The following is a 12,379-nucleotide window of genomic DNA, read 5'->3' as shown; positions in this document are numbered from 1 at the left end:
ACCTGACTTTCATCAATGATCCGAAAGGAACCCAAGGAAAAAAATAAAGCCGATTCTCCCTTAACATGGTGATAATCGACTTTGGCTCTCGATTCTATTTAAGTTTTCTTTTCTGAAAGAATCAGCTGAATTGCTTCCTTAATTTCTAGGTAACTTGTACAACGACAAATATTGGATTGAAGCCAATTTTCTATTTCAAGTTCATCTGCGTCTGGTAGTGTTTCTACCAAAGCATGACAATTCATAATAAAGCCAGGCGTACAATAGCCGCATTGAAAAGCCCACTTTTCGAGGAAAGCCTGTTGAATCGGAGCATTTTGGAGACCTTCAATCGTATGAATTTCCTTTCCTTCACATTCTACTGCCAGCCATAGGCAAGATTTTTGTGGAACTTTATCAATAATAACAGTACATGCTCCGCAATCTCCGTTCTCACAACCAGGCTTTGCTCCCGTTAACCCCAAATATTCACGAAGTACCGTCAACAAGGTGTCTGCACAGCGACAAAATGCATTCCTGTCTTCACCATTGATGTTAAGCTGGATTTGTCTGTTCATTGTCAAGCCCTCTCAAAGCTTTCTATAGTATCTAAAATAAGGTTATGTACTATAAATTCCCGAAAAGATGCAGATGCATGATGATCCGCCATAATGGCCTCCGGAAATTTGTGAATAGCAGAGCCCACTCGATCTTCCAAGCTAAGCGTTTGATCATTTAGCGCACGTTCGACTTCTTTTGAGCGAAACGGAAAAGTACAAATCCCTGAAAAAGCAACTTGAATCTCCCCCTGATTATGGATTGCAGCAAGCGAAACGATGGGATATCCGATGCGATCGATTTTTGTTCTTTTCTTGCTTCGGTATGGCATTGCTGTTATTTGTTTATCTACTGTGATCTGCAATAAAATTTCATGAGGTAATAGACGCAATTCTTTTTCAAAAACATCATGAATCGAAACTTGTTTTACACCACTTTCTGTTGCAATATGGAATTCGGCATTTGCAACAAGCAGAGGTAAGACCGTCTCTCGATAGATGATTTTGCCACAAATGTTACCGCCAAGCGTAATTTTACATCTTGACGTATGATCGGCAATGCGGTTGCAAACTCTACTCAATAAAGGGAAAAACTGTACAGCCTCCAGCTGTGCTAATGTTACAGCGGAACCAATCATAAGTTGATCCTTTTTCCAGTCCAGTATACGACATTCTGGAATGTCTTTGAGATCAATAATTCCTTTCGTGTGTAGTTGCGACAATCTAGCCATGGTAATAATCTCTGTTCCACCACAGAAGTACTTTGGTTGTTTTCCCTCTGAATCCCATTGATGGAAAATGGCGATCGCCTCTTGAATGGTATCAGGCTTTACATAGTCGAAATCGTAAGGAATCAGGATGAACCTCCTCCTTTTGCTTCCCAGATCGATTCAGGAGTTAAAGGAAGCTTGTTAAGCGGTACTTGGGCCGCAATTGAAAGGGCATTAGCTAACGCCGGTGCCATTCCAATGGTTCCATGCTCTCCAACTCCTCTTGCACCATATGGTCCATCAATTTGCGGAGTTTCCACGAATTCAACCTGATATTCTGGATTTTCACCGTATCTCATCAATTTATAGGTTCTAAATTGTGAATCGAGCACAACTCCTTCCAGGTTGTAGTTAAATCCTTCGCGGGAAGCGAAACTTAGACCCATGCTCATGCCACCCATCACTTGTCCTTTTGCACCCATTGGATTTAGCACTTTTCCTATATCAATGACTGAAATCGCTTTTTTTATCTCATAGGTATACGTTCGTTCGTCAAAGATAACTTCCACAGCCTGAGCACCAACTGTCCAATCTGGCCCAGGTATTCCGGAACCAATATTTGGATCAATTGTTGTAAGATTTCTCATGACATAGCTTCCCCGACCAATTACCTGGCCACCAATTGTATTTCCATTCATATATTTGTAACCATGAACGATATCTTTAAGATAGACCCCTTTTTCCGGGTTTGCCTTCAAAAATGCTCGTTCCTCTGCCACGTCAATATCCTCTGGTGAACAGCGTAACACAATGGAAGCAATAAGACAGATTTGCTGAATAGCATCTTCGGCAGCTCGAAGTACAGCATTTCCAACCATAAAAACGGATGAGCTTGCTACTGTCTTCCAATGCTCAGGATTGACCTCCGTATTCACTTCCATCATTGTATGAACTTTAATTTCACTAATTTTAAAACGCTCCGCCAAAATTTGAATGAGTGTTGTTTTTGTTCCTTGTCCCATTTCAACCACTCCACAGGAGAGATTGAGACTCCCATTCTTATTAAACGTTATGACTGCTCCTGATGAAGCATTTGTTGGTGAATTCGAGGTTTTCCAAAAGCAAGCAATTCCTTTTGTTCTAACCCTCGAATTATCTTCTTTAATCCGTTGACCCTCATCCCATTTGATCAATTCTTTGGCCCTTTTTAAACATGTAAATAGATTTCCCACATTGCTTCGATTCAACTCAGCTAACGAAGGAGTTGTATCCCCAGGCTGAATCGCATTTAGTAGTCGAATGGAAATTGGGTCCATGTGTAACTTTTCAGCCAACAGGTCCATTGTCCGTTCAATTGGAAAGGTTAACTCTGTGTGAGCATATCCGCGAAAGGAGGTAGCATATGTATGATTAGTGTAAAGACAAATTGAATCACACCAGACATTGTCGACTTTATAAGGTCCCGTACAGTTTAATCCTGCCGATTTACTAATATCAACCGCTTCATCGGAATAAGCACCACCTATAAATTCATAGGTAATTTCAGCGGCCATCAATTTACCAGTTTTGGTAGAACCTAATTTGATTTTTGAATGCAGTCCAATATGGGTTGGGGAGGAAATAAAATCCAACTCCCTGCTGTTAACCATCTTCACTTTTCTTCCACCAACTGCTCTTGAAGCTACATACGCCAGCAGTTCTAATTGAACGGCAGCTTTCCCACCAAATCCTCCACCAACTAAAGGTACTTGTACATGGATTTTTTCCAATGGTACAAAAAAATGTTTATGAATAAGTTTTTGGACATCGAACGGGGCTTGTGAAGCCGTCAAGATGATTACCTCCTCGTTCGGCAAAATCTCGACGATTGAACAACGAGTTTCCATAGCAGCATGATCTGTTTGAGGAAATGAAAAGCTTGCTTCTACGGTTACTTCACTTCGTTCCCAGCCTTTATTCATGTCACCTTTTCTGATTTTGGTCCGGTTTGCTACATTCGTGTGAAACTCAGGATGCACGTTTTGATCTATTGTATAGCTTGCTAGATTTGGATGAATGAGTGTTGCATTCTCTTTTAGCGCTTCAGCCGGAGTTTGAACAATCGGTAAAATTTCATACTCAACCTCTATCTGATTACACGCCGCTATAGCTTGATGCTCGTGATCGGCTACGACGATTACGACAGGTTCACCATAGTAACATACTTTCTCAATAGCTAGAATCGGTCTTCCTTCGATGTGTGGGCCTACTAATATGGGAATCTCGGGACCAGTGAGTATGGCCCGAACTCCTGCCCCTTGTTTTGCCTTCTCTGTATTTATACTGATTATCCGTGCATGTGCATAAGGGCTTGTAAGCATTTTGGCGTGGAGCATATCTGGCGAGGAGAAATCGGCCGTATATTTGGCTTTCCCCGTTACCTTATTTACCGCCTCAATTCGAGGAACGCTTTTTCCAATTGATTTCATCTCTTCCCCACCTTTCTATTTCTACTAACAGTTTCTCATTGCTATTTTTACCTAAATGATTCGGATAATATACTTGTTAATGGAGTGAAAGGCATGAGCGACATCTATACTTTTTTTCCCTATATTTTACAGATGAATCGCCCATCTGTTTTCGTAAAAATTGTACAAACGGAAGGGTCTGTGTATCGAAAAGAAGGGAGTTCGATGCTTATTTTGGAGAATGGCGATCAAGTAGGAATGTTAAGTGGCGGTTGTTTAGAGAATGATTTGAGTGAACAGGCTAAAAATGTCCTAGCCACTAACGAGCATCGTCTGATCACATATGACCTTCGATCAGTGGACGATCTAGGCTGGGGAAAAGGAGCGGGGTGTAACGGTTCGTTTACATTATTAGTCGAACCAGTTACATTGGAGACAAAACAGGCATTTCTTGCATTGAAACACATTCTTGATCAAAACCAACCGGTTATTTCGATTACATATGTATCGAAACAAAATCACGAATGCCAAACTTCCTATTACACAGCAAATGGATTATTTCAGGGAAAAGAACCAACTGGAATCAGCTCATCACAATTACCGATGTATCTGAACCAGACAGTAGCTTCAAAAAGTGGCTGTCTGTTCCTCCCTTCGCTGGATGACGATGGATTCTACTTTTTTCATTACATTGCACCGAAGCCGAGACTATTTATTTTTGGTGCTGGAAAAGACACTCGGTTTTTGTCTTCTCTCGCTACTAAAATCGGATTTTCCGTTTTTGTACTTGATTGGCGTGAAGCGTATTGCAATCGATACTTTTTCCCAGACGCCAATCAATGTATAGTCGCCTCTCCATCCGAGTTGACAGCAAAAGTCTCCTTCTATCCAGATGACTCTATTGTCATCATGACTCATCAATTTGAGCAGGATCACTTCTTACTAGAAACTCTACTGAGCTTTCCAATTCATTATCTCGGTATTCTTGGTCCACGTACCAGAACAGAGCGCTTACTAGGAAATCATAAATATCCCGCCAATTTACACTCTCCTGTTGGTCTACCAATCGGTGCAGAAGGGCCGGAAGAAATAGCAATTAGTATTATGGCTGAGATCATTCAAGCGAAACATAAAAGAATGAGAACCTGGCGTTAACTTATGAGCGAATTCTTAAAGACGGTTGGGATCTATTTGGCTGCAGGAACCAGTTCAAGGATGGGGGTAGATAAACGGTATTTGCCATTAGGAAATCTGCCATTAGGAAGCTGGGCACTTTACGAAGCTCTGCATTCTATGCTGGAGAACGTTGTGGTCGTAGGAAGAAGCAATGATTCGTTTGAATGGTTGTCTCCCAAGTACGAGAATAAATCAAAGTTGCATATCGCACGTACTTTTTCACATACCATCTGTCAATCACATTCGCTACAAACTGGATTGGACAAGGCAATTTCTTTACAAGCTCAGGCAGTTTTAGTTATGCTTGCTGATCAACCTTTTGTAACTAGAAAACATATCAATCAAATAATTAAAGTGTTTCACTACACATACACTAAAAAACCTCTTTTCATCGCTTCAAAATATCAAGATATCACAATACCTCCAATACTTCTTACCAAATCCTTGTTTCCTGAGATAAAACTTCTTACAGGTGACCAAGGGGCAAAAACAATACTTAAGAGCCAAAAAGAAAATGGATTGTTTATTCGTTTTAATGATTCCTTATGGACAATAGATGTAGATACTCCCGAAATTTACAACCTAGTGTGTAAGAAACACTTTGCTTATCCTCCCTTTTGAATCATTATTCTATTCTAATCCACCTTAAATTCACCTCTCTACTTATAGTGGGCTTTCGTATGAAAAAAAGCCTATCTGACAAGGAATAGACTTGAAATTACATCTATTGAATCCCCTAACATACCTCTGGCTTTACACACATATTCTGGACGTATAAGGGAGGGAACGACGTGATGAAAACTTCTTGCGATGATATTCTTTTTGAAAACCGTTTCTGGCTTCAAATCCTGGGAGATCATTCCCGATTTATTTTTGAATCATTGGCTCCAAAAGAGCAAACAGAAATCGAGCAGGCTAACTATTTCATTCATACATTTGACAAGTTATTAGATTATGCACGCAGGAATTTATCAGCTGAAGAAATTCATACACTCAACCAAAAAGCAAATACCGAGGTACAAAATCTGCGCCAGTTTAAGCTACATCTTTTAGAACGACATCTTATTGGTAAGATTTCCATTAGCCTTCCTCCAACTTTTATAAACCATATGATTAATGAGCTGGAAGAATATGAACGAATCTTGGAAACCTGTTTATCTGGTAATTGGCCCCCATCCTATCATCCCCTACATTTGCATCTGGTATGGCTCTCTGATGCTGTTGGCCATGCTGAATCCATCTCTTCTAATCTGGATATGGTGGAAAATGACTATAAACAAAAAAGCATGCACTTTTCGAAACAATTTCAGCACTTTTATCTAAAAGCAATTGAATTAGCTGGTTACCTACGAACAAATTTACCTGACTTTCCAGCACTCAATCGTTTTAATCATCAAGCTGAAATGGAAATTAAATTATTTCAGGGCTTTTTGCATGAACTTGAGGATCTACGATTAAAGGATGAGTTATTAGGAACGTTATCTCCACTTATGGCAGATCATATGTCACGGGAAGAGTGTTATTATTTGATGAAGCTATCTGAAGTGTCCGATGTGAAATCCCCGGATTGTTATCCAACCAGACCCCGGATTGAATAAAATTTAGGAAGGTAGAACTTGATGCTGAAGTTCTCTCATACTAGACTTCCCCATTTACGAATCGTGTGTTGTATGAAATACTCATCTAAAACGATAGATCATCTTCGAGTTCACGAATTTGTATCCATAACCCGATCCATACCGTTTTCTTCCCAATCAAATAGTTCATCCAGAACCATGTGCCGTGGTTTTTGCCCATCATCCCCCCCATTGCGGCACACGCTTTCTTATCTTTGAATGGTTTGTTCATTGTAAAATGGGCATACCTTGTGCTTTAAAAATCCTTAGCTTGATCGTATAGATTTTTTATTGTGTCAGCCCTACTCATCCCTTCACAATCACTGGCTTTTTAACAACCCTGGCATCATGTTTATACACTTTGAATCAATTGACGATCCCGTCCAATTTGCCTATAAAGTTCGTCTCGCCATTTCAGTCCTGAAACCTTAATCTTTGCCCCTTTATGGGGTATTTTTTATAAATAGGCATTGTACATAGCTCACTGACGAGATTTTCCTTCCTAACTATTTTGTTAAGCTGATTTCAAATAGCCCAATTCAATTGCAAATTTTTGTATGGCTTCCTTCCTTCATTAGAGTATTATAATTTTGACTTATTATATTTCCATAAATAAAGTTGGTCGTTAGCATCCACATACCTAGTACAAGCAGCTCATGAGAATTTTTTTCTTCGCATAAAGAATGACAATTGTATATCCATACACCTTACTGAATGGTTTTAATGTTACGAAATCACCTGAAAAACCTCCCCCATCACCATTAATCCTAATCATTATGTGGTTTCAGTATTTTCTGGCAGGAACAATTGAACACTCTCCCTTTCATTTCTTTTTCTGCTTCCCTTCCCCAGTCCATAATATCTCTAACTTTGTTTGATTTTGCTTTGTCTCCATATAATTCTTTCAGGAATGACATGGCTTTTTGTTTTGCTGTTTCGTCTGGAGGAAGGGATTTCAAAGGAGTTTGAATAGTAACTAACGATTTCAATTTACCGGTTTTTTGATCAATAAATATACTAGCCCCCCATTTTTTCTCATCTCCCTGATGAAAGTAAGATCTCAAAAGAACTAATCGAATAATGATAACTGACATTCATAACCGGGAATTTTTTAAGACTAGGAATGAGAGAAATAATTTTGTCATAGGTTGCTTTAGCTGGCTTAGAGAAAGAATCATTCTGTATCTCGCGCTTTTTTATATCAGCTGCATACCACTTATCAGAGAAAGTCGGCTTCGTTACATGAAGAGATGATACAGCGAAAAATAATGAATAAAATTGTATTACGGCAAATTTATGGAAAAGTCTAGAAAAAACCCAAAAATTAGTATATTGTTAAATCGTTAATTGGGATTTTTTTCTAATCGGGCGGTTGTAAGTATTGAAATGAACTAGGAGGACTATTATGTTCAAGAAAATATCAAGTTTAATGATGGTTTTTGCGCTAATTCTCAGCATGTTCGGCATTCAAAATATTCAATCGGCAAGGGCTGAATCAAGCGATTTGGTTTATGATGAAAAAACCCCGATACTAGATATTGAAGGCAATGAAATCGGAGAAGAAATGGAAAAGGTTTATAGGGAAGTAACGAAAGATTCAGAAGAAACCTTAGTAAAGTTGATAACAATAACAGAAAACAAATACTATCATGAGGAACATGAAAACACTACGGACCGAAAAGTTACCGAGATTAAGATAACTAGTGATAAAAAGTTTTTTATTGATGGTGAACAATTATCTCAAGACTTTTTAAGTCAACCTGTTACAGCAAGTGAAGATAAGGCTTCCTTTGCAAAAGCCTTTAAAGGTGAGAGTGGCGGTCGTCCGGGAGTAATCACTTACGATGAGATTAATGACGACTATTATTATCTTAAGGCTTTTCCAAAGGTAAATGATTTTTTAGAGGAGCCTAAAGGTAAAAGGTTAACAAAATATAGCAAAGGTAATAAAAACGTATCCAAATTCATTAGATATGCAGACAAAGTTGAGAGTAAACATGCAGAGATAATAGATGCACAGACAGCAATTGCTGGTGCTCTTGGGGCAGCTTTGGTAACTTGGGAGACTATCCTTGCATTAATTCCAGAAGCAGGGGTAGCAAGCTGGAATGCAGTCAAGTTTTACAATGCTTCTGTTGCAGGGAAAGAGGCTCTAGAGGATGCATATGACCTACTAAAAAATAAAATTACGCCCTACTAAGGTGAAACTATGATAGACATTATTATTTGCTCACTTATCCTTATCTCAAATATATACGCTTTTGTTAAGACATGGGATAATAAGAAAGTAAGATTGACGTTATTTGTATTGTTGGCTATAACCATTAAAATGGTATATCAAGCAATAAAAGCTTATCTTAGCCAATAAAACATTTAATCCGAACTGCCTGATTAGAGTAAATCCCAATGGTTTTGTTATTTCCCCTTTCATATAGAACGCTTTTAACAATAATTAAGTTCGACACGTTTTATGGAAAGGGGACTCTCTTATTGGATTATTCCCCCATTTACTTCACTGCTCCATTATTCCCTTCAAGGATTGGGCCAATTCAATCCTGACCTCCTTTTTCTCAATGTCCTGGTTTGAATAGCTCATGACATTCAATCCGATAAACGTAAACCCACAGGCTAAATAAAATTGAATAGCTGGATGATTAGAAGTCTGGGTTTCTAGAGTAATCATGCGACTATTGAGTTCCTTGGCTCGTTTACAAGCAAAACGAATTAATTCTCTGCCTATCCCCTGTCTCTTGCATTCTTCATTTACATACAAATCCCAAATAACACAGCTCTGATTCCAGCTTGCATAAGCAATTGTGATAATCCCCACTTCTCTGTTATCTCGCAGGGCAGCGTAGCACTCAAGCTCATCTTTATCATCATCAAAGAGATTGCCAAGCTCCTTTTTTTGAAACGTTTTCTCGAATTTTTCTACGCTGAGGTCTACACTCCATCCCCTCTCACTAGATATCATCCGCACATCGTAATAATAATCTGATTGATATTGATATGTAATGACTTTCCCATTAGGGTAATCTTCTTTATTCAATTTTACAATTTGAAGCATACGTCCACCCCTTTGTTATTACATTGGTTTATTTGGGTAATTGAACCTTATCGCGCAGTATCTCAACACAGCTTTCTCTAGTTGTTGAACTTTTCTCTAACCTACAAAGCCTCCCTTTACGAATATCGTCTATAGTTAAGCTTACCTCCATTTTAAATGTTTTGAATTATACCATAAATCAAGAATAAGCTTTACTATTTTTTCCGATACAAAAAAAACTCCGAGAGCCAGTAAATCTTTACGCTCCCGAAGTTCATTCATCTATTTTTCCGCTTTTTTCCTGCTATACAGAAACCCTTACACGATGTCTTTTTCTAAATAAAGAAAGTCCTGACAAACAAATCAAAAGTACACAAAACGAGAATGGTAGCACCTTATTGCTTGTATACAGCAGCGTACCGATAACAGGCCCAAAGAACGAGCCTCCCCCTTGCAGTGCAGCAATAAAGGAAGCAACACTTCTTTGTTCATGATCCTCAACAGCTAGGGAAGCTCCCGAGCTATATCCTAATAAGGTAAACCCTATTCCAATTCCTAAAATAGCAAAATCAATGTATGCAAAGCGTATGAACAACAAAAATCCTACTAAACCTAAAGTCACACATGAAAGACCTACTCGTAGCACTTTTGCAGGTTTCCATTTCAAATACTTACTGATGAGAATCTGAGAAGCAACAACCATAATACCTGAAATAGCTAACCCAAGTCCGATAAGCTGTGTCGCTTTTTGAGCATTGTAGCCCAAGGTATCTTGGATATAAAATCCAATCGTAACCTGAACGATATTAAGTGCAGCAGATAAAACAAATCCAATCCACAGATAAAGGCGGATTCGTGAATCATTTGGGGAGATCGTGGCTGTTGTTCGACGAATCTCACTTTCCTGTTCATCTGGAATGGATAACAGGAAAATAACGGTAATCACCAACATAAGAATAGCTACCGCATACATCGGTACGGTCAGACTAATCACTGCTAATCCGCCACTCATCGCTGGTCCCAGCACGAAACCAAGACCATTTGCCGTACCGAATAGTGCCATCCCCCATGTGCGTGTTTCCTGCGTTGTCCAGCCCATTACATATGCTTGAGCTTTAGCAGGAATACCCCCAAAGAAAAAGCCTGCAATGGCTCGTAAAATCAAGAATATCCAAAATAAACTAGCGGAACCAGCACCCAGCGTATTACTCTTGGCATTGTCCGCGAGCAAAGCAAATACGATTAGGGTAACTAAATAGACAAACATAATAGAAGCTAGTAATTTTTTTCTACTTTTGGCTGGCCTTCGTTCCCAATAGTAACCACCTAGTAACCAACAAATTCCTGTGATCGAAACCAAGCAACCTGATTGAACCTCGCTTAGTCCTAAATTGCGTGAAAGAGGACCAATGACCGGGTTAAAGGCGGCTATTGAAATCATGCCAGCTAGCACAATTAAGAACATAACCGCGAATCTCAATTTCATCATACATCCCCTTTTCTATTATTTGTTAGATTATTTTCCCTTTACGCTTCTTATTTTTTCCCCATTGCTTGCATAATTTGTTCCAAACCGTTAATTTTAGCTAACGCCATCGGTCCAGGTAGTGAAGGGTCCTCTAAAAAATACACCTGATTGTTTTTGACTGCCTTCAAACTGTTCCATACCTGATTATCTTTTAACGCTTCCTTGACTCCCCCCGGAATTGGATCTTGCCAATTATTAATCACAAACAGATGATCCGGATTTAGTTGGGCTAAGCTCTCCAATGACAATTGACCACCTTTTTTTTCTCCTGGCACCGGTTTTAGCCCTAATCCCTTATAAAAAGGCTCGAAGCGTTTTTCCTCCCAGGTTACAAATTGATCCTTGCTTCGTGACATGGTAAATAGCACAGACTCTTGGCTTCTAAAAGCCAGCTTCTTTTTGTAGTCTGCTGACTTTTGGTCAAAATCAGCTAATATCTTCGTCGCTGCATCCTCTTTCCCAATTACAGCAGCGATCTGCTCCAATGTCTCTCGCCAATCACCTGCTTGAGGAAAAATAACAGTTGGAGCAATCTGACTTAATTGTTCATACTGGCCAATCATGTCATCCGCTGCAATGATCAAATCTGGTTTCGCGCTTAGTAATTTTTCCATATTTGCCTCTAAGCCAAGGTCTATGATCGCTTTCCCTGCTATACGTTTACTAAGATTAGGAAAGTTTTGTTCAATGGTTGAAATCCCTGATGCGGCATAAGGATATTCATCCAGAACAGCTAAATAGTCTACAAAAGCAATGTATGGCGTAGCAATTTTAACTGGCTTATTCTGTATAACGGTTTGTCCCTTCATGTGTTTCATTGTTTTTGGGAAGGAATGGGAGGATGATTTTTCGTTAGCTGTGGTAGCTGTTGTTTGTTCTTCCGTTACTCCCGTATTCGGTTTGCCTGCTCCTGTGCATCCTGTAGCTAGCAGTAGCATAGCCACCCCTACGATAATAGTCAGTATCTTTGTTACCTGCATCTTCTTCTGCTTCTCCTTTTTTACCGCTTCCTTAGGCGGTTTTGTTTCATTACCCTAACAACTTGGCAAATGAGATTAATTATCAATGCATACATCTTATAATGCAGGTTCGCCTGATATCTACCAGTAGAGGAAATGAGATTGCGGTTAGCGGGATATTTATCAATCTATCATTTCATAACCTGTGTGAAGGCTTTCATTCTACATATCTGCACTTGTCCATCGATTCGCCATGCTAAAAGCAATAAAAAACTGCCCTTATCAGGCAGTTTAGGTAAAAAAATCATTATGTTTTTTTGTCAGCCAATATGACAGTGGATTGCTATGCCTGTGAATCTTA

13 protein-coding genes are annotated in these 12,379 nt (G+C 39.2%); 5 read left to right on the top strand and 8 right to left on the bottom strand.

Going from position 1 to position 12,379, the window contains the following annotated elements; all coding sequences use genetic code 11:
* Nucleotides 1-98: 98 nt before the first annotated feature.
* From GOP56_RS03465 to GOP56_RS03455, 3 genes are read right to left on the bottom strand one after another with little or no spacing between them, the layout of a single operon-like run.
* Nucleotides 99-557, bottom strand: a complete 459-nt coding sequence (locus tag GOP56_RS03465; RefSeq protein ID WP_163244513.1) for a (2Fe-2S)-binding protein — start codon at nucleotides 555-557, stop codon at nucleotides 99-101.
* A 2-nt stretch (nucleotides 558-559) separates the two neighbouring features.
* The gene (locus GOP56_RS03460; protein ID WP_254068692.1) at nucleotides 560-1,336 is read right to left on the bottom strand and encodes an FAD binding domain-containing protein; all 777 of its coding nucleotides are present in this window, start codon (nucleotides 1,334-1,336) and stop codon (nucleotides 560-562) included.
* A 53-nt stretch (nucleotides 1,337-1,389) separates the two neighbouring features.
* Nucleotides 1,390-3,714 (bottom strand): xanthine dehydrogenase family protein molybdopterin-binding subunit, encoded by a 2,325-nt coding sequence (locus tag GOP56_RS03455; RefSeq protein WP_163244512.1) that lies wholly within the window; start codon nucleotides 3,712-3,714, stop codon nucleotides 1,390-1,392.
* A 93-nt stretch (nucleotides 3,715-3,807) separates the two neighbouring features.
* On the opposite strand from GOP56_RS03455, the gene GOP56_RS03450 reads away from it, so the two are divergent.
* The 3 genes from GOP56_RS03450 to GOP56_RS03440 all read left to right on the top strand — a co-directional run bounded on the left by GOP56_RS03450 (nucleotide 3,808) and on the right by GOP56_RS03440 (nucleotide 6,467).
* Complete coding sequence (locus tag GOP56_RS03450) at nucleotides 3,808-4,848, top strand: XdhC family protein (protein ID WP_163244511.1); 1,041 nt, start codon at nucleotides 3,808-3,810, stop codon at nucleotides 4,846-4,848.
* A gap of 60 nt (nucleotides 4,849-4,908) precedes the next feature.
* Nucleotides 4,909-5,490: a nucleotidyltransferase family protein gene (locus GOP56_RS03445; protein ID WP_254068587.1), complete on the top strand. Its 582-nt coding sequence runs from the start codon at nucleotides 4,909-4,911 to the stop codon at nucleotides 5,488-5,490.
* A gap of 173 nt (nucleotides 5,491-5,663) precedes the next feature.
* Nucleotides 5,664-6,467, top strand: a complete 804-nt coding sequence (locus GOP56_RS03440; protein ID WP_035319170.1) for a DUF2935 domain-containing protein — start codon at nucleotides 5,664-5,666, stop codon at nucleotides 6,465-6,467.
* Between the two features lie 85 nt (nucleotides 6,468-6,552).
* On the opposite strand, the gene GOP56_RS03435 is transcribed toward GOP56_RS03440, so the two are convergent.
* Nucleotides 6,553-6,717, bottom strand: a complete 165-nt coding sequence (locus tag GOP56_RS03435) for a hypothetical protein (protein ID WP_163244510.1) — start codon at nucleotides 6,715-6,717, stop codon at nucleotides 6,553-6,555.
* 116 nt (nucleotides 6,718-6,833) lie between these two features.
* Here GOP56_RS03435 and GOP56_RS03430 point away from each other — a divergent pair, with 116 nt between their 5' ends.
* Complete coding sequence (locus tag GOP56_RS03430) at nucleotides 6,834-6,917, top strand: hypothetical protein (RefSeq protein WP_254068691.1); 84 nt, start codon at nucleotides 6,834-6,836, stop codon at nucleotides 6,915-6,917.
* Between the two features lie 335 nt (nucleotides 6,918-7,252).
* On the opposite strand, the gene GOP56_RS03425 is transcribed toward GOP56_RS03430, so the two are convergent.
* On the bottom strand, nucleotides 7,253-7,579 hold the full coding sequence (locus tag GOP56_RS03425) for a hypothetical protein (protein WP_163244509.1): 327 nt from the start codon (nucleotides 7,577-7,579) through the stop codon (nucleotides 7,253-7,255).
* A gap of 311 nt (nucleotides 7,580-7,890) precedes the next feature.
* Here GOP56_RS03425 and GOP56_RS03420 point away from each other — a divergent pair, with 311 nt between their 5' ends.
* The gene (locus GOP56_RS03420; protein WP_163244508.1) at nucleotides 7,891-8,685 is read left to right on the top strand and encodes a hypothetical protein; all 795 of its coding nucleotides are present in this window, start codon (nucleotides 7,891-7,893) and stop codon (nucleotides 8,683-8,685) included.
* 312 nt (nucleotides 8,686-8,997) lie between these two features.
* Here the strand turns inward: GOP56_RS03420 and GOP56_RS03415 are convergent, their stop codons facing one another.
* The 3 genes from GOP56_RS03415 to GOP56_RS03405 form a co-directional block, all read right to left on the bottom strand.
* Nucleotides 8,998-9,552: a GNAT family N-acetyltransferase gene (locus tag GOP56_RS03415; protein WP_163244507.1), complete on the bottom strand. Its 555-nt coding sequence runs from the start codon at nucleotides 9,550-9,552 to the stop codon at nucleotides 8,998-9,000.
* 283 nt (nucleotides 9,553-9,835) lie between these two features.
* On the bottom strand, nucleotides 9,836-11,020 hold the full coding sequence (locus tag GOP56_RS03410) for an MFS transporter (RefSeq protein WP_163244506.1): 1,185 nt from the start codon (nucleotides 11,018-11,020) through the stop codon (nucleotides 9,836-9,838).
* Nucleotides 11,021-11,067: 47 nt separating this feature from the next.
* Entirely contained in the window at nucleotides 11,068-12,039 is a 972-nt protein-coding gene (locus GOP56_RS03405; RefSeq protein ID WP_163244505.1) for an ABC transporter substrate-binding protein, read from the bottom strand.
* Nucleotides 12,040-12,379: the final 340 nt, after the last annotated feature.

This window comes from Brevibacillus sp. 7WMA2 (assembly GCF_010748895.1).
Lineage (GTDB): Bacteria > Bacillota > Bacilli > Brevibacillales > Brevibacillaceae > Brevibacillus_B > Brevibacillus_B halotolerans.
Note: the sequence above shows the minus strand (reverse complement) of the source record. Positions and strands in the feature narration are given on the sequence as shown.